The organism is uncultured Microbacterium sp. (assembly GCF_937927635.1).
Classification (GTDB): Bacteria; Actinomycetota; Actinomycetes; order Actinomycetales; family Microbacteriaceae; genus Microbacterium.
On the sequence record NZ_CALBRW010000040.1, the window covers coordinates 1 to 18,465 of the forward strand.

The following is an 18,465-nucleotide window of genomic DNA, read 5'->3' on the forward strand; positions in this document are numbered from 1 at the left end:
CGTCCGGGCGAGCAGGTCGCCGCCGAGGCCGCCCGCGCGCTGCTGGACAACTTCTACTTCAACCCGAAGCGCTACGACCTGGCCAAGGTCGGTCGTTACAAGATCAACCAGAAGCTCGGCCTGGCCGGCGCTCTGACCGACTCGGTGCTGACCGTCGAGGACATCGTCGCGACCATCAAGTACATGGTGCGCCTGCACCGCGGTGACGAGTCGTTCGAGGGCATCCGCTCGGGCAAGAAGGCCGAGATCCGCATCGCGACCGACGACATCGACAACTTCGGCAACCGCCGAATCCGCGCCGTCGGCGAGCTCATCCAGAACCAGGTCCGCACGGGCCTCTCCCGCATGGAGCGCGTCGTCCGCGAGCGCATGACCACGCAGGACATCGAGGCGATCACCCCGCAGACCCTGATCAACGTGCGCCCCGTCGTGGCCGCGATCAAGGAGTTCTTCGGCACCTCGCAGCTGTCGCAGTTCATGGACCAGAACAACCCGCTCGCGGGTCTGACCAACAAGCGCCGTCTGTCGGCCCTGGGCCCCGGTGGCCTCAGCCGCGACCGCGCCGGCGTCGAGGTCCGCGACGTGCACCCGTCGCACTACGGCCGCATGTGCCCGATCGAGACGCCTGAAGGCCCGAACATCGGTCTGATCGGCGCGCTCGCGACGTTCGCGCGCATCAACTCGTTCGGCTTCATCGAGACCCCGTACCGCAAGGTCGAGGGCGGCAAGGTCACCGACCAGATCGACTACCTCAGCGCCGCTGAGGAGGCCGACTTCAACATCGCCCAGGCCAACGCGCCGCTGGCCGCCGACGGCCGCTTCACCGAGACCCACGTGCTGGCCCGCCCCCGCGGCGGATCGGGCGAGGTCGACCTGTTCCTGCCCGAGGAGATCGGCTACATCGACGTCTCGCCGCGCCAGATGGTGTCGGTCGCGACCTCGCTGGTGCCGTTCCTCGAACACGACGACGCGCAGCGCGCGCTCATGGGCGCCAACATGCAGCGCCAGGCCGTGCCGCTGCTGCGCAGCGACTCCCCGCTGGTCGGAACCGGTATGGAGGGCTACACCGCCATCGACGCCGGCGACGTGGTCACCGCGCTGAAGGCCGGTGTGGTCAGTGAGGTCTCCGCGGACCGCGTGGTCGTCATGCTCGACGAGGGCGGCACGCAGGAGTACCACCTGCGCAAGTTCGACCGCTCCAACCAGGGCACGTCCTACAACCAGCGCGTGATCGTCAACGCCGGTGAGCGCGTGGAGGTCGGCGAGGTCATCGCCGACGGCCCCGCCACCGACAACGGCGAGCTCGCACTCGGCAAGAACCTGCTGGTCGCGTTCATGCCGTGGGAGGGCCACAACTACGAGGACGCCATCGTCCTGAGCCAGGAGATCGTGAAGGACGACACCCTCTCCTCGATCCACATCGAGGAGTACGAGGTCGACGCCCGCGACACCAAGCTGGGCCCGGAGGAGATCACCCGGGACATCCCGAACGTCTCCGAGGAGGTGCTGGCCGACCTCGACGAGCGCGGCATCATCCGCATCGGCGCCGAGGTCCGCCCCGGCGACATCCTGGTCGGCAAGGTCACCCCGAAGGGCGAGACCGAGCTCTCGGCCGAGGAGCGCCTGCTGCGCGCCATCTTCAACGAGAAGAGCCGTGAGGTCCGCGACACCTCGCTGAAGGTGCCGCACGGCGAGCAGGGCACGATCATCGCCGTCAAGGAGTTCAACGCCGAGGAGGGCGACGACGAGCTGGGCTCGGGCGTCAACCGCCGCGTCGTGGTCTACATCGCCCAGAAGCGCAAGATCACCGAGGGCGACAAGCTCTCCGGCCGCCACGGCAACAAGGGCGTCATCGCCAAGATCCTGCCGGTCGAGGACATGCCGTTCCTCTCCGACGGAACCCCGGTCGACGTGGTCCTGAACCCGCTCGGCATCCCGGGCCGCATGAACTTCGGCCAGGTGCTGGAGACCCACCTCGGGTGGATCGCCAAGCAGGGCTGGAAGGTCGAGGGCAACCCGGAGTGGGCCGCCAAGCTGGCCGACGACGCCCGTGACGTCGCCCCGAACACCAAGGTCGCCACCCCGGTGTTCGACGGTGCGAGCGTCGACGAGGTCGCAGGGCTCCTGGACTCCACCCGGGTGACCCGCGACGGCGTGCGCCTGGTCGACCGCACCGGCAAGACCCAGCTGTTCGACGGCCGCTCCGGCGAGCCGTTCCCGGACCCGGTGTCGGTCGGCTACATGTACATCCTGAAGCTGCACCACCTGGTGGACGACAAGATCCACGCACGCTCCACGGGCCCGTACTCGATGATCACCCAGCAGCCGCTCGGTGGTAAGGCCCAGTTCGGTGGTCAGCGCTTCGGCGAGATGGAGGTGTGGGCCCTCGAGGCCTACGGCGCCGCCTACGCACTGCAGGAGCTCCTCACCATCAAGTCCGACGACATCCTCGGCCGCGTCAAGGTGTACGAGGCCATCGTCAAGGGCGAGAACATCCAGGAGCCGGGCATCCCCGAGTCCTTCAAGGTGCTCATGAAGGAGATGCAGTCGCTGTGCCTGAACGTCGAGGTGCTCTCGGCCGACGGCACCGCGGTGAACCTCCGCGACACCGATGACGAGGCCTTCCGTGCGGCGGAGGAACTCGGCATCAACATCTCCAGCCGCTTCGAAGCCGCATCGATCGACGAGATCTGATCTCGGCACATCGACAAGCGACAGATTTTCTACACAGGAGAACAAGTGCTCGACGCAACAACTTTCGATGAGCTTCGAATCGGCCTCGCGACCGCGGAGGACATCCGCGGATGGTCCTACGGCGAGGTCAAGAAGCCCGAGACCATCAATTACCGCACGCTGAAGCCCGAGAAGGACGGGCTCTTCGGCGAGCAGATCTTCGGACCCTCCCGCGACTGGGAGTGCGCCTGCGGCAAGTACAAGCGCGTGCGCTTCAAGGGCATCGTGTGCGAGCGCTGCGGCGTGGAGGTCACCAAGAGCTCCGTCCGTCGTGAGCGCATGGGCCACATCGAGCTCGCCGCGCCCGTCACCCACATCTGGTACTTCAAGGGCGTTCCGTCGCGCCTGGGGTACCTGCTGGACATGGCGCCGAAGGACCTCGAGAAGGTCATCTACTTCGCCGCGTACATGGTCATCTCGGTCGACGAGGAGGCTCGTCACCGCGACCTGGCCACCCAGGAGAACAACATCCGCCTCGAGCTGAAGACGCTGGGCGACCGCCGCGATGCCAAGATCGCGGAGCGCATGGCCAAGCTGGAGGAGGAGCTCGCCGCCCTGGAGGCGGAGGGTGCCAAGGCCGACGCCAAGAAGAAGGTCAAGGACGCAGCCGAGAAGGAGATGACCCTCACCCGCAAGGGTGCCGACGAGGCCATCGCCAAGCTCGAGCGCGTGTGGGAGGACTTCCGCACGCTCGAGGTGGGCGCGCTGCGCCCCGAGGACGACGTGTTCCACGAGCTGCAGGACCGCTTCGGCCAGTACTTCGAGGCCTACATGGGCGCCGAGTCCATCAAGCGCCGCCTGGAGACCTTCGACCTGGCCGGCGAGGCCGAGAGCCTGCGCCTGCAGATCTCCGAGGGCAAGGGCCAGCGCAAGATCCGCGCGATCAAGCGCCTGAAGGTCGTCAACTCGTTCCTGCAGACCGGTATGAGCCCGGCCGCCATGGTGCTGGACGTCGTCCCGGTGATCCCGCCGGAGCTGCGCCCGATGGTGCAGCTGGACGGTGGCCGCTTCGCGACCAGCGACCTGAACGACCTGTACCGCCGCGTGATCAACCGCAACAACCGTCTTCGTCGTCTGATCGACCTCGGTGCCCCCGAGATCATCGTCAACAACGAGAAGCGGATGCTGCAGGAGGCCGTCGACGCGCTGTTCGACAACGGCCGCCGCGGTCGTCCCGTCACCGGCACCGGCAACCGCGCCCTGAAGTCCCTGAGCGACATGCTCAAGGGCAAGCAGGGTCGCTTCCGCCAGAACCTGCTCGGCAAGCGCGTGGACTACTCGGGCCGTTCGGTGATCATCGTGGGCCCGCAGCTCAAGCTGCACCAGTGCGGTCTGCCCAAGGAGATGGCGATCGAGCTGTTCAAGCCGTTCGTGATCAAGCGCCTGATCGACCTGGGTCACTCGCAGAACATCAAGGCCGCCAAGCGCGCGGTCGAGCGCACTCGTCCCGAGGTGTGGGACGTGCTCGAGGAGGTCATCCGCGAGCGCCCCGTGCTGCTGAACCGTGCACCCACCCTGCACCGTCTCGGCATCCAGGCGTTCGAGCCGCAGCTCGTCGAGGGCAAGGCCATCCAGCTCCACCCGCTGGTGTGCGCTGCGTTCAACGCCGACTTCGACGGCGACCAGATGGCCGTGCACCTGCCGCTGTCGGTCGAGGCTCAGGCCGAGGCCCGCGTGCTGATGCTCGCCTCGAACAACATCCTCAAGCCGTCCGACGGCCGTCCGGTCACCCTGCCCTCGCAGGACATGATCATCGGTCTGCACCACCTGACCACGGTCAAGGAGGGCGCTGCCGGTGAGGGTCGTGCGTTCGGTTCGGTCGGCGAGGCCATCCTCGCCAACGACGAGGGCACGCTGGACCTGCAGGCCAAGGCCCGCATCCGCATCCCCGGCCTGACCTTCCTCGAGGGCGAGGCCCCCGAGGGCTACGAGCGCCACGGCCTCGTGGACGTCTCGCTGGGCCAGGCGATCTTCAACGACACCCTGCCGAAGGGCTACCCCTTCGTGCGCGGTGTCGCCGACAAGGGCAAGCTGTCGCAGATCGTCAACAAGCTGGCCGAGGAGTACCCGAAGGTCGAGACCGCGGCATCCCTGGACCGCATCAAGGATGCCGGTTTCCACTGGGCCACGCGTTCCGGCGTGACCGTCGCGCTGAGCGACGTCGTCACCCCGCCGAACAAGAGCGAGATCGTCGGCACCTACGAGAAGCGCGCCGAGAAGGTCCAGGGCCAGTACGACAAGGGTCTGATCACCGACGCCGAGCGTCGTCGCGAGCTCATCCAGATCTGGACGAGCGCCACCGACGAGGTGCAGGCCGCCATGATCGAGCACTTCCCGGCGGACAACACCATCTACCGGATGGTTTCCTCGGGCGCTCGAGGCAACTGGCTGCAGATCCGCAACATCGCGGGTATGCGCGGTCTGGTGAACAACCCCAAGGGTGAGCTCATCCCGCGTCCGATCATCTCCTCGTACCGCGAGGGCCTGTCGGTGGCGGAGTACTTCATCGCCACGCACGGTACCCGCAAGGGTCTGGCCGACACCGCTCTGCGCACCGCCGACTCGGGTTACCTGACCCGTCGTCTGGTGGACGTCTCGCAGGATGTCATCATCCGCGAGGACGACTGCGGCACGACGAAGGGTCTGGAGCTGCCGATCGCCGAGCCGAACACGGCCGGCGAGCTGGTCCGCAACGCCAACGTGGAGAACTCCGTGTTCGCCCGCACCCTGGCATCCGATGTCGTGAACGAGGCCGGTGAGGTTCTCGCGACCGCAGGTGAGGACGTCGGCGACGTTCTCATCGACAAGCTGGTCGCAGCCGGAGTGCAGTCGATCAAGGTCCGCTCCGTGCTGACCTGCGACTCGGCTGTCGGCGTCTGCGCGCAGTGCTACGGCCGTTCGCTGGCCACCGGCAAGACGGTGGACATCGGCGAGGCTGTGGGCATCATCGCGGCCCAGTCGATCGGTGAGCCCGGCACCCAGCTGACCATGCGCAACTTCCACCTCGCGTCGGCCGGTGACATCACCCAGGGTCTGCCGCGTGTGCAGGAGCTGTTCGAGGCCCGCACGCCGAAGGGCGCCTCCCCGATCGCCGAGGCCGACGGCCGCATCGCGATCGAGGAGACCGAGAAGGCCAAGAAGGTCATCCTCACGCCTGACAACGGTGACGAGGAAGTCGTCTACCCGGTGCTGAAGCGCGCGACGCTTCTCGTCGAGGACGGCCAGCACGTCTCCGTCGGCCAGCCGCTGCAGGTCGGCACGCTCGACCCCAAGGAGGTCATGCGCGTCATGGGCGCCCGCGAGGTGCAGAAGTACCTCGTCGGCGGCGTGCAGGGCGTGTACCGTTCGCAGGGCGTGCCGATCCACGACAAGCACATCGAGGTCATCGTCCGTCAGATGCTGCGCAAGGTCACCGTGGTCGACCACGGTGACACCGCGCTGCTCCCGGGTGAGATGGTCGACCTGAAGCGCTACCAGCAGATCAACCGCGAGGCCGTGTCCGAGGGCAAGCGCCCCGCATCCGGTCGCCCGGAGCTGATGGGTATCACGAAGGCGTCCCTCGCGACCGAGTCGTGGCTGTCGGCGGCTTCCTTCCAGGAGACGACCCGCGTGCTCACGCAGGCCGCCATGGAGGGCAAGCGCGACCCGCTGGTCGGTCTCAAGGAGAACGTCATCATCGGTAAGCTCATCCCGGCCGGCACCGGTCTGACCAAGTACCGTGACATCACGGTCGAGGCGACGGAAGAGGCCAAGAGCGAGCGCTACCCGAACCGGATCTTCGCATCCGACGGAGCGTACGCCGACGGCGACTTCGGCTACGTCGACTTCGACGCGTTCTCGACCGACGACATCACGCCCGGTACATACAACTGATTGAGGCGAGAGCCGGCGAGCTTGCTCGTCCGGCCGAGCCGATTGAAGTTGTCGAGCGACGAAGTCGCGAACACAACTGAATGTGATTCTCTCTCCCAGCTGGGAGTGACCAGGCCCCGGCCCTCCTCGGAGGGTCGGGGCCTTTCGCATGCCCTCGAGCAGGCTGCTCAGCCCCAGATGCTGCTGATGATGCTGGACGTGTAGCCCTTGGGCGCGAGGTTCGAGTACCGGGTGTCGATGAGCACGTCCTGCCGCCAGAACAGCGTGCGGCCGTCGGTGACCGGATACTGCGTGTTCTTCCACGTCTTCTCGCAGCGCGTGCCGCCGTCGGGCGTGAAGCAGGTGAACCCCTGGCCGTCGGCGAGGCTGCTGAGCAGGTCGAGGGCCAGTCCGCGCGACATCCGCTGGATCTTCGTCGTGAGCCGGGTGGTGTCGGCGCGCGGGTCGGCCCAGTTGCACACCAGCGATCCGTCCGCGAGGGCGCCGCTCTCGCCGAACGCCGGGTCGTTCAGGGGCACGTCCTTCAGCTGCGCGAGCACGCTCTGCGACAGGATCGCCCTGCAATCCGTCGGAAGCTTGACGGTCTTCGCCGTCGGCGCGGGGGTCGGCGTCGCCGAGCCGGTGGGCGAGGGCGTGTCCGGTGGCGCCGTCTGGTCGCCCGGTGCGGGGGAGGCGGATGCCGGCGGCGCGGAGCTTCCCGCGGCGGGCTGCTTCTCGGAACCTGGTGTGCAGCCGGCCAGCAAGACGAGGCCTGCCAGGAGGAGCGCGATCACCGCGCCGTCGCGGAGCTTCATGCCCACAGGGTAGGCGGGCGCGCCGCGGGCGGTGTCGCGCCGCGCCGCGCGGATGCCGCGACGCACTGCTGCGCGATAGTCTCGCGGGGTGAGCAGTGAACGCAGCGTCATCGTCATCGGAGACGCGTTGATCGATGAGATCCGGGATGCCTCGGGCATCCGCGAGCTGGTGGGCGGAGCCGCCCTGAACGTGGCCGTCGGGCTGCGTCGACTGGGGGTGCCGACCACGCTGATCGCGATGGTGGGGGCGGATGCCGCGGGCGACCACATCCGCGAGTACCTCGCCGACCACGGCGTGACGCTCATCGAGAGTCCGTCAGCGCACGGGTCGTCGCGCGCGGTCGTGACGCGCTCGACGGGCGGCGAGCCGGAGTACGTGTTCAACGAGGCCGCGCAGCGGCGCAGCATCCGCTATTCCACCGAAGCGCTGGATGCGATCCAGGCAGCCGAGCTGGTGGCCGTGAGCTGCTTCCCGTTCGACGTCGAGGAGGAGGTGCGGGCCCTGGCGGATGCCACCGCGAATGCGCGCCTGGTGATCGATCCCAATCCGCGTGCGGGGATGCTGCGCGACCGCGCCGACTTCGTGCACGGCTTCGAGGGCCTTGCGGGGCGGGCCGAGCTGGTGAAGGTCGGGGCCGATGACGCCGCCCTGCTGTACGACGGTGATCTCGACGCACTCCGCCGGCGGCTGCGCGACCTGGGGGCGGATGCCGTCCTCGCGACAGCCGGCGGCGACGGCGCCGTCCTGGAAGCGGATGCCGGTGAGCTGACGGCTCCGATCGCGGCGCTGCCCGGCCCGATCGTCGATACCGTCGGGGCAGGGGATGCCACGCTGGCCGCCGTGGCCGAGGGGCTCGTCGACGGACATCCGTCGTCGGCGGGCGAGTGGCGGCGCCTGCTCGAGCGGGCCATGCTCATCGCCGCGGCGACGTGTCGCGCCGAGGGTGGCCTGCTGCGCACGCCGGAATCCCTCGAGAACGCGGAGCGCGGCGTCTTCGGCAGCTGACTTGCGCAGAGACGGATCAAGGCCCCCGCTGGGCGAGGGCCTTGATCCTGAACGTGGCAAGTGAGGGATTCGAACCCCCGAAGCTTACGCGGCTGATTTACAGTCAGCTCCCTTTGGCCGCTCGGGCAACTTGCCAGTGCACCCCCGTCCGGCTTGTCCAGTCAACCGGGGGCGCGAGTATCAAGCATACCGGCCCGATGCCACTCGGAAGAAATCGAGCAGGCTCCACGGGGTCACCCGGCGAGTCAGAGCCGCTGCAGGTGCTTCTCCGGGCCTTCCCAGCGCGCGATGGCGACCTTGACACCGACCAGGTCGGCTCCGATCCGGCTCGTCTCCGACTCCATCCGATCCATGCGGTTCTCGAGGCGATCCATGCGAGTCTCGAGGCGCTCGAAGCGGTGGTCTACCTGCTCGAAGCGGTGGTCTACCTGTTCGAAACGCCGGTCGACCTGTTCGAAACGCCGGTCGACCTGGTCGAAGCGGTAGTCCATCTGCCGGGTCTGACGGCTGATCATCCAGCCGACGCCGCCCAGCATCGCCACGGCGAAGGCGAAGAGGGAGATGATCATCCCGATCACGTCGGCTGACACGAACATGCCTCCATTCTGCGCTGTTCCGGCTTCGTTGTCATCGACACTAGGGCGCATGGCGGACACCGTCAGCCGTGGGCCCAGCAACTGTGGACAACTTCAAGAATCCGTCGATTGTGGAGACAGAGTCGAGGCGGTCAGCGCGCCGCGGCGGCGCGTGCACGCGACGTGGCATCCGGGTCGATGTCCACGCACAGCATCCCCGGCGCGGCATCGAGCGCACCCAGGACGACGCCCATCGGATCCACGACCAGGCTGGTGCCGATCGACACCGGCGGTGCCTGGCACACGGCGGCGGTGACGATCACGTTCTCGATGGCGCGCGCCGCCGCGAGCACGCGCCACTGCTCGACCTTCTGCGGACCGGGCACCCACGACGCGCACACCGCCAGGATGTCCGCACCGTCGCCGGCGAGCTGTGCAGCCACGGACGGATGGCGCAGATCGTTGCAGGTCATGACGCCGACGCGTGCTCCGGCGAGGGGCATCACGACGTGCTGAGGCGGGTTCGGACGCGAGATCCACTGCGACTCCCGGAAGCCGTAGGAGTCGTACAGGTGGATCTTGCGGTAGGCGCCCGCCGACGAGCCGTCCGCATCGAATCCGATCAGGGTGTTGAAGGGGCTCCCGCCCGCGGGGTCTGCCTCGACCATTCCCGCGATGACGGCGATCCCATGGCGCCGGGCGAGACGGGAGAGCGCTGCGGCGAAATCGCCGTCCAGGGGCTGAGCGACGGCGGCGAAGCTGCCGTCCACCGCCTTCTTCTCGTACATCGCGTACTCGGGGAACAGCAGCAGATCTGCGCCTCGCGCCGCGGCGTCGTCGAACCCGGCTTCGATGAGCGCGAGGTTGTGCGCGACATCCGTGCCGGAATCGATCTGCGCGAGCGCGAGGCGCATGGGCTCACTCCGCCGCGGAGGCGGTCACCGGATCCGGCGAGCTCGGATCCTCGTCCTTCTCGTAGGTGAGCTCAGGGGGCAGCGTGCGGAACCCCTTGGTGACGAACGCCAGCACGACGATCCCGACCACCAGCCAGCTCAGCCCCAGCACGATCGCGTTCGAGTCGAGCTTGGTGAGCAGGTATCCCGTGATCACCGCGCCGATGGCGGGGATCACCACGTAGACGAGCGGGTTCAGCATCCGTCCGCTGCGGCGCTCCCTCACGTAGTACACGATGACCGACACGTTCACCATTGTGAACGCAGTGAACGCCCCGAAGTTGATGAACGACGTGGATGTCGCCACATCCAGGAACAGCGCCGCCATCCCGACGATCCCGATGAGGACGATGTTGACCACGGGGGAGCGGAACCTCTTGCTGACCTCGCCGAAGATGCGCCGCGGGAGCGCGCCGTCGCGTCCCATCGCGTACAGCAGACGTGCGGCGGATGCCTGGGCGGCGAGCCCCGAGGCGAACTGGGCGATGACCAGGCCGGCGAGGAAGATCGCGCCGAACACGTTGCCGCCGATGGTCAGGGCGATGTCGAACGCTGCGGAGGAGGCATCCGTGAACTGCCCGCCGGGGTGGACGAGTTGCGTGGTGTACGACACGAGGATGAAGATCCCGCCGCCGATGAGGGCGATGAGCATGATGGCGCGCGGAACCGTGCGGGTCGGGTTCTTCGTCTCCTCGGTGAAGGTGGTCACGGCGTCGAACCCGAGGAACGAGTAGGCGGCGATGGCCGCACCCGCCGAGACCATCGTGAAGTCCGACGTGCCGTTCGCGAAGGGACCCGCGTCGAACAGGCCGCCGATGCCGGAGCGGCTGACGACCGAGCCGATCGACAGGGCCACGAACAGGACGATGACGAGCACCTGGAACGCCATCATGATGTAGTTCGTGCGGTCGGCGACCTTGATCCCGAGGATGTTGAGGATGGTCGTGATGATCACGAACCCGACGATCCACACCCACCCCGGCACGGTCGGGAACTCCGCCTGCAGGTAGGCGCCGCCGATCAGCCAGATCACCATGGGCAGGAACAGGTAGTCCAGGAGTACGGCCCAGCCGACCAGGAAGCCGACCCGCGAGTCGATCGTGCGGCGCACGTACGAGTACGCCGAGCCGGCGACGGGATAGGCGGTCGCCATCCGGCCGTAGCTGGATGCCGTGAACAGCATCGCGACGAGCGCGACGAGGTACGCGGAAGCGCTGGCGCCGCCGGTCGTCTCGGCGACGACGCCGAAGATGCCGAGGACGATGAGCGGCGTCATATAGGCCAGTCCGAACAGGACCAGCGAGGTGAGCCCGAGTGATCGGGTGAGGTGGGGTTGGGTGGACATCTTCGTCTCCTGTCGGGTTCTGGACGTGCTGGACTACTGCTGATGCGTACGGGTCGTGCTCTGCGGCTCCCACCGATGGGGATCGATGCGGCCGTCGTAGAGGGGGAGGCTGATGGCGCTGTCTCCGGGCAGGAACTGGGACCACATGCGGTTGCTCCCGGCGGTGCCCTCTTCGCGCACGCGGCTGACCTCGTCGAGGTCGAGCGTGACGAGGAGCACCTCGGAATCGGTGCCCGCGGTGGCGAGGACGCGTCCCTCGGGGTCGACGACGATGCTCTGGCCCATGCCGATGGGGCCTGCGCAGTTGACGCTGACCGTGAACGTCTGGTTGACGATCGAGTTCGCGCGGGCCAGCACGAGCTCCTGTGCCCGATCCGGCGTGGTGGTCTTCACGATGTTGATGACGACCTCGGCGCCCATCCACGCCAGGTGGCGGGTGACCTCGGGGAACCAGGCGTCATAGCAGATCGACATGCCCGCCGTGCCGGCGCCGAGGTCGCAGGTCACGAAGCTGTCGCCGGGGTCGAACGGCTCGAAGGGCCGCCAGGGGAACACCTTGCGGTACCACGCGGTCAGCGTGCCGTCGGGGTCGATGGCCAGCGCGGTGTTGTACATCTCGTCGTGATCGCCGCGCTCGCAGATGCTGCCGGGGATGAGCCGGACGCCGGTGTCCCTGGCGATTCCACGGAGGTCGTCAACGAGGGCGCCGTCCAGGCGGACGGATGCCGTACGCTGGCGCTGCTCGCGCTCCTCGGCGGGCCACGGGTCCGTGCCGAACAGATGCAGCTCAGGGTAGACCACCACGTCGGCGCCGGCATCGCGGTGCCGGCGGACGTCCGTGCCGAAGGCGTCCAGCGGTGCGCCGATGGGCAGGGGCGCGGCCTGCACGGCGGCGATGCTGAGCTTGCGAGTCATCGTGACCTCCTTGTCAGACGATCCGGGTTCGGATGCGATCTCCTTAAAATAGATCATAATGAACAGTTATGTCCAGTCCCGGGATAGTGTGGGGGCATGTCGAGTGCAGCAGGGGCCGCGCAGGGCGCACTGCATGACCCGGAGCTGACCGGGATCACGCGGTTGTCCGCGTCCGACACGGTGCGCGCGCGCATCGCCCTCGCCGTCGAGCTCGACCTCATCGGCGCGGGCGAGCGTCTGCCGCGGGACGCCGAGATCGCCGCCGCGCTGGACGTCAGCGAGATGACCGTTCGCAGGGCGCTCGAATCCATGGCGGAGGACGGGCTGGTCGAGCGGCGTCGCGGTCGCAACGGCGGCACGTTCACGACCGGGCGCCGTGATGCGGTCCCGGATCGTGCCGCCGAGGTGTATCGGCAGGATGCCTCCGAGGTCCATCGCCTCATCGACGTGCGCACGCTGCTGGAGTGCGCGATCGTGCATCACGCGGCGCTGTCGGCCACGGACGACGACATCGCCGCCATGGAGTCGCATGTCGCAGCCGCATCGGCGGCAGGCGACTGGAGCGCGTACCACCGCGCCGACGAGCAGTTCCACCTGGCCGTCGCGCAGGCGGCGGACCTGCCCTGGGCCGTGGGGCCCTACCGCGAGGTGCTGGCGGAGCTGTACACCTACTTCATCCCCTATCCGATCGAGCGGCTGCACCGCGCGAATGAGGATCACGCCGGCATCGTCGAGGCCATCCGCCGCGGCGACCCGATTGCCGCGGTCGAGCGCATGCGGTCGCATGTGCAGGTCCTGCACCGCACGATGTACGTCGGCGGCGCCACCGACGCGTGACGATCACCGACGCCGCGCGCCGAAACCCCTCCTGATCGTCGAGACCCCTCGTGAATCGCACGATTCACGAGGGGTCTCGACGCTGCTGAGGGGTCTCGGCGGGGGTGGGGGGGAGCTCAGCCGGCGTTGCGCACCAGGATGCGGAAGCGCTCCGGGCCCTGCTCGACGTACTTGGTCGTGTAGGCCGCGCCGTGCTTGGCCTGCAGCTGCGTGAGCAGCGGCACGGGGTTGTGGGTCGCCGAGATGATCAGTGCGGCACCCGGACGCAGCGCCTCGATGGCGCCGAAGATCGCGGCGTGGCGGATCGCGTGCGGGATGAGCTGCACGTCGAGTTCGGGCAGGTCTTCGTCTACCTCGCCGCAGGTGCAGTTCGCGGCGTGGCTCTGATCGACGGCCTCCGACCGCGACCGGTGGATCTCGATGTTGCCCATGGGGTGTTCTCCATCTCTGCGGGTAGGGGTTTCGTCGATGATTTTATTACAATAAGTACCGTGGAAAAACAGCGGAGGACTTCAAGCACCCGCGAGCGTGTGCTGCGTGAGGTGGAATCCCGCGGATCGGCCACCACAGCGGACATCTCCGCGGCCACCGGCCTGCACGAGAACACCGTCCGCGAGCACCTCGAGCGGCTGCGCCAGGACGGTCGGCTGCGTCGTATCCGAGCCCAGGCGCAGGGCCGAGGTCGCCCCGGCTGGCGCTGGGAGGCTCCCCGCACCGACATCGTGAACCCATACGCGGGCCTCGCCCTTGCGCTCGCCGACTCTCTGGACCGCGTGGCCGATGACCCCGTCGGGCAGGCCCGCGACTCCGGCATCCGCTGGGGTGCGCAGATCGCCGAGGACCACCCGGATGCCGAGGAGGACACCCGCGCGCTGGTGGTCGACCTCATGCGCGAACAGGGCTTCGCCCCCGAGGAGGAGGGGCCCGACATCGTGCTGCGCCGCTGCCCGCTGCTGGCGGCAGCCGCCCGCCGCACCGACGTGGTGTGCGCCGTGCACGAGGGGATGATCGCCGGCATCGTCGGCTCCCGCGCCGGGCACACGGATGCCGCGCTGCTGCCGCTGCGCGCCGACGGCGGCTGCCTGCTGCACCTGCGTGCCGCATCGTGAACGCTGATAAGCCCCTGGCGACCGGCAAAGACCTGACGACCGGCAAGGCCGTGACCGCCGGCAAGGGCGTACCCGCCGGCATGCGCGAGCGCAGGCGCCTCCCCGCGCGGATGCTGTGGATGCTGCCCGCCGGCATCGCCCTGCTGGCCGGGCTCGATGCCGGCCTCATGCTGCTGGGCCTGTCCGCGCCCATCACTGCCGAGCGCCTGCCGCAGGTGCACGGGATGCTGCTGACGCTGGGCTTCGTCGGCACCCTGATCAGCCTGGAGCGCTCCACGGCCTACGCGAGACCTGCGGGTTTCATCACCCCGGCGCTGCTGGGAATCGGCGGCGTGCTGCTGGTGGTCGGACCCGTGCCGCTGATGGTGGGCAAGATCGTGCTGGCTGCGGGGGCGGCATCCTTCGTGCTGCTGTACATCCCGCTCTGGCAGCGGCAGTACGACGCAGCCCTGCTCACGCAGCTGCTGGCGGCAGGACTCGCCACGGTCGGCGCCGTGATCTGGATCGGGCAGGAGGAGATGACCCGCGTCATCCCCTGGCTGATCGGCTTCCTGGTGCTGACGATCGCCGCCGAGCGCGTGGAGCTCGCCCGGATCACGATGGGGCCGAAGGCCGGCATCCGCCTGCTGCTGCACGCCTGGGCGATCACGGCATCGCTGGTGCTGGGACTCGCCTTCCCGGATGCCGGGGCCATCCTGCTCGGCATCTCGCTGCTCTCGCTGACCGGCTGGCTGATCGTGCACGACGTGGCACGGCGCACGATCAGGGCCAAGGGCGTCACCCGCTACATGGCCGCCTGCATCCTGGCAGGCTACGTGTGGCTGGCGCTCGCCGCGCTCGTGCTGCTGCTCGGATATCCCTCCGGCCAGCCCGCGTACGACGCCGTGATCCACGCCGTGTTCCTGGGCTACACGTTCTCGATGATCATGGCGCACGCCACCACGATCCTGCCTGCCGTGCTGCACATCGCCCTGCCGTACCGGCCCATCTTCTGGGCGCCGATCGCGATCCTGCAGCTCGCGCTGGTCGTGCGGCTATGGGTCGGCGACGGGCTCGGGATGCCGGTGGGCTGGCAGATCGGCGGAGTGCTGGGCGTCATCGCGCTGCTGCTGTTCATGGCCGTGGCCATCACCAGTGCCGTGATGGGACCGATCAAGGCCGGTCCCGCAGCATCCGCGAAGACCGACCCGACCGAGGCCGGCCGCGTGACGCTCGGGCTCGCGAAGCCCGCATCCGAGGCATCCGAGGCAGCCACGGCATCCGCTCGACCCGTCCCCGACGGATCACCCGAAGGACCCACTGCATGACCCCGAACATCTCCGCGGCACCCGAACCTGCTCCGGCACCCCGCAACCGCGGCTTCTGGGCGATGCGCGACATCCCCACCCTCCTGTGGCTGATCCTCGTCGTCGTGGTTGCCCTCGCGCAGGGCGTGCTGCCGATGCCGGGCTGGCTGCTGATCCACCTGATGCTGCTGGGCGCCGTCACGCACGCGATCCTGGTGTGGAGCCAGTACTTCTCGTTCGCACTGCTGCGCAGCCGGGCCACCGAGGCGGATCGCCGCACGCAGACCTGGCGGCTCATCCTCTCCAACGGCGGCGCCGCGGTCGTCATCACCGGAGTGCTCACCCGCGTGTGGCCTGTCACTCTCGTCGGTGCGGCCGCGCTGATCGCCGCGGTGATCTGGCACGGGATCAGCCTGTGGCACCGCGCACACACGAGCATGCCGGGCAGGTTCGGGCACACCATCCGGTACTACATCATCGCTGCGGCACAGCTGAGCATCGGCGCGGGACTCGGGGCGTGGCTGGCCACCGGCGACGGCTCCGCGAACGCGGTGCTCGCCCACGCGTTCCTCAATGTGCTGGGCTGGATCGGCCTCACCATCGCCGGCACGGTGGTGACGCTGTGGCCCACGATCCTGCGCACCCGCGCTCACGCGAATTCCGCTCAGGGCGCCGCGAGCGCACTTCCGCTGATGGCTCTCGGCGTGCTGGTGGCGGCCTTCGGCGCGATCATCGGGCAGCTGCCGATCGTGGCGCTGGGCCTGGCCGGCTACCTGGGCGGACTGATCATCATCGGCGTCTCGTTGTTCCGCGCAGCCACGCAGAAGGCACCGCGCAGCTTCGCCGCCCTGTCGGTGGGCATGGGACTGGTCTGGTGGGCCGGCACCGTGGCGGCGCTGATCGTCGGCGCGCTGACGGCGTTCCTCACGGGTGCCGGTTTCGACGGCTTGGAGGGCCTGTTCGGCAAGGTCGTCCCGTTCCTGGCGGCGGGCTTCGCCGCGCAGGTGCTGGTCGGCGCGCTCAGCTACCTGATCCCTGTCGTGCTCGGCGGGGGCCCCACGCCGGTGCGCGCCGGCACGCGCGGCTTCGATGCGGCGGGCCCGCTGCGCGTGGCCGCGGCCAACACGGCGCTGGCCGTGTACGCACTGCCGGTCTCGGGTGCGGTGAGCACGGCGGCCGCCGTGATGTACCTCATCGCGATGGCATCTTTCCTGGTGGTGATGCTGACCGCCATGCGCGCGCAGCGGCGCTCCAAGGCCGAGGGCGCCACGCTGAGCCTGGAGCAGAAGCGGCTCACCGGCGGCGACCCGCGTGATGTGGCGGATCCGGAGCAGGATGCCGCAAAGCCGGCACGCAGGCACGGCCCCATCACGCCCGAGGGTGAGCAGCCTCACGGCCGCCGCGCAGGCCAGGCCGTCGCGGGACTGCTGGCCGTGCTGCTGGTGGTCGCCGGCGCCTCCGCCGCCGACCCGGCCGGGATGGGCTGGGGGCCCGCGCCCGCAGCATCCTCCGCCGCACCGGTGAAGACCGTCGAGGTGCAGGCTGCGAACATGCGCTTCACTCCCAATCGCATCGAGGTGCCCGCCGGCACGCGTCTGATCATCAAGGTCACCAACACCGACAAGCAGCTCACGCACGACCTGGTGCTGGCGAACGGCGCCACCAGCGCACGGTTGGGCCCCGGTGCCTCCGACACGGTGGACGCCGGCGTGATCACCGCGAACACCGACGGCTGGTGCTCGGTGCCAGGCCACCGCCAGATGGGCATGACCATGCAGATCGTGGTGACCGGGGCGTCCGCCGCTCCGACGCCTGCGCCCACGGCATCCCAGGACATGGGAGACATGGGCTCCATGCCCGGCATGGACGAGAAGCCCGGCCCGACCTTCACGCCGTACAAGGCGGCGGTCGACCCGCTGCCGGCATCCGACGGGCCCGTGACCCGCACCCTGACGCTCACGGTCACCGACAAGAAGATCGAGGTGGCGCCCGGCATCACGCAGACGCTGTGGGTGTACAACGGCACCGCGCCGGGCCCGACTCTGCATGGCAAGGTGGGCGACAAGTTCGTGATCACGCTGGAGAACAAGGCGACGATGGGGCACTCCATCGACTTCCACGCCGGCGCGCTGGCACCGGACAGGCCCATGCGCACCATCGCGCCGGGCGAGAGCCTGACCTACACGTTCACCGCCACGCGCGCGGGCATCTGGATGTACCACTGCGCGACCATGCCGATGACATCGCACATGGCCAACGGCATGTTCGGCGCCGTGATCATCGAGCCCGACGACCTGCCCGCAGTGGATCGCAGCTACGTGCTCGTGCAGAACGAGTACTACCTGGGCGACCACGACGGGGGCACCGTCGACGCGGACAAGATCGCCGCAGGCAAGCCCGATCTGGTGACCTTCAACGGCTACGCGAACCAGTACGATCACGCGCCGCTGCAGGCTGCGGTCGGCGAGCGGGTCCGGGTGTGGGTGCTGGATGCCGGGATCGAGCGCGCCACGAGCTTCCACGTGATCGGCGGGCAGTTCGACACGGTGTGGTCCGAGGGCGCGTACCTGCTGAACCGCGCACCGGACACGGGCTCGCAGGCGCTCGGCCTGGATCCCGGTCAGGGCGGATTCGTGGAGCTGACCTTCCCTGAGAAGGGCACCTACCCGTTCGTGTCGCACTTCATGATCGACGCCGAGCGCGGCGCGCACGGGCTCTTCGACGTGCAGTAGGGGCTCGCCTCAGCCACTCCCGCCGATGGAAGGGGAGAGGCCTCGTGATCACAGCCACGAGACCTCTCGGCTTCGGGCCCGCACGTGTATCGCATGCGCCGGAGGGGGCTGGCGGGTGCTGATGACCGACCCGAAGATTGTCGGGCCTGGGGAACCTGACCGTCCCAGCGTACGCGTATCTCAACTGGAACTGAAGTTTCAATTGAACACGGACACGCGCGCGGCGATATCCTGGTACAGACCCGTGGTCCGGGGGATGCTCCTATGGATGTCAAGCAGTGAGGACGTAGTAGATCTCGCGGGCGAT

At 68.6% G+C, this 18,465-nt stretch carries 13 protein-coding genes and 1 tRNA gene; 7 read left to right on the forward strand and 7 right to left on the reverse strand.

The window, feature by feature from the left end; all coding sequences use genetic code 11:
- Together Q0568_RS15150 and rpoC are read left to right on the forward strand one after the other, a co-directional pair.
- The coding region (locus Q0568_RS15150; protein ID WP_298867990.1) for a DNA-directed RNA polymerase subunit beta at positions 1-2,694 on the forward strand (2,694 nt) is incomplete at its 5' end.
- Between the two features lie 45 nt (positions 2,695-2,739).
- Positions 2,740-6,606, forward strand: coding sequence for a DNA-directed RNA polymerase subunit beta' (gene rpoC, locus Q0568_RS15155; protein ID WP_298867992.1), 3,867 nt, complete (start codon positions 2,740-2,742; stop codon positions 6,604-6,606).
- Between the two features lie 167 nt (positions 6,607-6,773).
- On the opposite strand, the gene Q0568_RS15160 is transcribed toward rpoC, so the two are convergent.
- Positions 6,774-7,517 (reverse strand): hypothetical protein, encoded by a 744-nt coding sequence (locus Q0568_RS15160; RefSeq protein ID WP_298867994.1) that lies wholly within the window; start codon positions 7,515-7,517, stop codon positions 6,774-6,776.
- On the opposite strand from Q0568_RS15160, the gene Q0568_RS15165 reads away from it, so the two are divergent.
- Positions 7,489-8,406: a PfkB family carbohydrate kinase gene (locus Q0568_RS15165; protein ID WP_298867996.1), complete on the forward strand. Its 918-nt coding sequence runs from the start codon at positions 7,489-7,491 to the stop codon at positions 8,404-8,406. The genes Q0568_RS15160 and Q0568_RS15165 overlap by 29 nt on opposite strands.
- 54 nt (positions 8,407-8,460) lie before the next feature.
- Here Q0568_RS15165 and Q0568_RS15170 read toward each other — a convergent pair.
- The 5 genes from Q0568_RS15170 to Q0568_RS15190 all read right to left on the reverse strand — a co-directional run bounded on the left by Q0568_RS15170 (position 8,461) and on the right by Q0568_RS15190 (position 12,194).
- Positions 8,461-8,541, reverse strand: a tRNA-Tyr gene (locus Q0568_RS15170).
- Positions 8,542-8,651: 110 nt separating this feature from the next.
- Positions 8,652-9,062 (reverse strand): response regulator, encoded by a 411-nt coding sequence (locus Q0568_RS15175; RefSeq protein WP_298867998.1) that lies wholly within the window; start codon positions 9,060-9,062, stop codon positions 8,652-8,654.
- Positions 9,063-9,133: 71 nt separating this feature from the next.
- Positions 9,134-9,895 (reverse strand): nitrilase-related carbon-nitrogen hydrolase, encoded by a 762-nt coding sequence (locus Q0568_RS15180; protein WP_298868000.1) that lies wholly within the window; start codon positions 9,893-9,895, stop codon positions 9,134-9,136.
- 4 nt (positions 9,896-9,899) lie between these two features.
- Entirely contained in the window at positions 9,900-11,279 is a 1,380-nt protein-coding gene (locus tag Q0568_RS15185; protein ID WP_298868002.1) for an APC family permease, read from the reverse strand.
- A gap of 33 nt (positions 11,280-11,312) precedes the next feature.
- A complete protein-coding gene (locus Q0568_RS15190) occupies positions 11,313-12,194 on the reverse strand; it encodes a carbon-nitrogen hydrolase family protein (protein WP_298868004.1) in 882 nt (293 codons plus the stop codon).
- A 96-nt stretch (positions 12,195-12,290) separates the two neighbouring features.
- Between Q0568_RS15190 and Q0568_RS15195 the strand changes: the two genes are divergently transcribed.
- Entirely contained in the window at positions 12,291-13,031 is a 741-nt protein-coding gene (locus tag Q0568_RS15195; protein ID WP_298868006.1) for an FCD domain-containing protein, read from the forward strand.
- A gap of 116 nt (positions 13,032-13,147) precedes the next feature.
- On the opposite strand, the gene Q0568_RS15200 is transcribed toward Q0568_RS15195, so the two are convergent.
- Entirely contained in the window at positions 13,148-13,462 is a 315-nt protein-coding gene (locus tag Q0568_RS15200) for a DUF2249 domain-containing protein (protein WP_298868008.1), read from the reverse strand.
- Between the two features lie 60 nt (positions 13,463-13,522).
- On the opposite strand from Q0568_RS15200, the gene Q0568_RS15205 reads away from it, so the two are divergent.
- From Q0568_RS15205 to Q0568_RS15215, 3 genes are read left to right on the forward strand one after another with little or no spacing between them, the layout of a single operon-like run.
- The gene (locus Q0568_RS15205; protein WP_298868010.1) at positions 13,523-14,140 is read left to right on the forward strand and encodes a winged helix-turn-helix transcriptional regulator; all 618 of its coding nucleotides are present in this window, start codon (positions 13,523-13,525) and stop codon (positions 14,138-14,140) included.
- A complete protein-coding gene (locus Q0568_RS15210) occupies positions 14,137-15,447 on the forward strand; it encodes a hypothetical protein (protein ID WP_298868012.1) in 1,311 nt (436 codons plus the stop codon). The genes Q0568_RS15205 and Q0568_RS15210 overlap by 4 nt, the downstream gene beginning before the upstream one ends.
- Entirely contained in the window at positions 15,444-18,158 is a 2,715-nt protein-coding gene (locus Q0568_RS15215) for a multicopper oxidase domain-containing protein (protein WP_298868014.1), read from the forward strand. Before Q0568_RS15210 ends, Q0568_RS15215 begins: the two co-directional genes overlap by 4 nt.
- Positions 18,159-18,465: the final 307 nt, after the last annotated feature.

Coding starts and splice junctions, on each gene's coding strand:
- Q0568_RS15160 (WP_298867994.1), bottom strand. CDS start 7,517: ATGACGATGACGCTGCGTTCACTGCTCACCCCGCGAGACTATCGCGCA.
- Q0568_RS15180 (WP_298868000.1), bottom strand. CDS start 9,895: ATGCGCCTCGCGCTCGCGCAGATCGATTCCGGCACGGATGTCGCGCAC.
- Q0568_RS15185 (WP_298868002.1), bottom strand. CDS start 11,279: ATGTCCACCCAACCCCACCTCACCCGATCACTCGGGCTCACCTCGCTG.
- Q0568_RS15190 (WP_298868004.1), bottom strand. CDS start 12,194: ATGACTCGCAAGCTCAGCATCGCCGCCGTGCAGGCCGCGCCCCTGCCC.
- Q0568_RS15195 (WP_298868006.1), top strand. CDS start 12,291: ATGTCGAGTGCAGCAGGGGCCGCGCAGGGCGCACTGCATGACCCGGAG.
- Q0568_RS15200 (WP_298868008.1), bottom strand. CDS start 13,462: ATGGGCAACATCGAGATCCACCGGTCGCGGTCGGAGGCCGTCGATCAG.
- Q0568_RS15215 (WP_298868014.1), top strand. CDS start 15,444: ATGACCCCGAACATCTCCGCGGCACCCGAACCTGCTCCGGCACCCCGC.